Here is a 545-nt window from a genome sequence, read left to right on the forward strand (position 1 = left end):
AGATGAAGTTCATGCGGCTGTTTACTCGTATCCAAGTGTTGATTCATCAGTTTCCAGGGAGACTGAATCCCCAATCCCAGTAGCAGTATCTCGTTGCCGTCCACGTCTTTTCCTCATGCCCGTATTTGGCGCTATACTGGCACAGATTTTTGGAGGAATTCCACTCAAAACGTCGAGGAACCAGAATATATAGCAGCGTCCTCCGCCGCCAAATGCTGCTCGTGGTGCGTCTTACCTGTAAAAAGATATTTTGTATCCGCCAACTGTCGCCACAGATTTACCTGCCATTTGCCATCCAGCGCAAACCAGGCGACCATGAATATGATGACAATAACTTTGAAATCCCAGATCTGGCGGGTTAACGATAATGTCATTAACTTAACGCTTAACATATTGTTTTATAGTAAAATAACGTCAACTCAACGGTTCTTCTCCGGTTATGTGAGTGAAGAACATGTCGAACCGTAGAATATTGAGTGGTCATCTGGCAATGAAGTCTGGCGGATTTTGAGCTTGAAATACTCCGTATCCCGAATACCCCTCGC

The 545-nt window shown here is 45.1% G+C and carries 1 protein-coding gene; it reads right to left on the reverse strand.

From position 1 onward, the window contains the following. Positions 1-164: 164 nt before the first annotated feature. Complete coding sequence (locus ACOCD2_RS20730; protein ID WP_419626024.1) at positions 165-374, reverse strand: hypothetical protein; 210 nt, start codon at positions 372-374, stop codon at positions 165-167. Positions 375-545: the final 171 nt, after the last annotated feature.

This window comes from Thiolapillus sp. (assembly GCF_048562965.1).
Lineage (GTDB): Bacteria > Pseudomonadota > Gammaproteobacteria > Chromatiales > Chromatiaceae > Thiolapillus > Thiolapillus brandeum_A.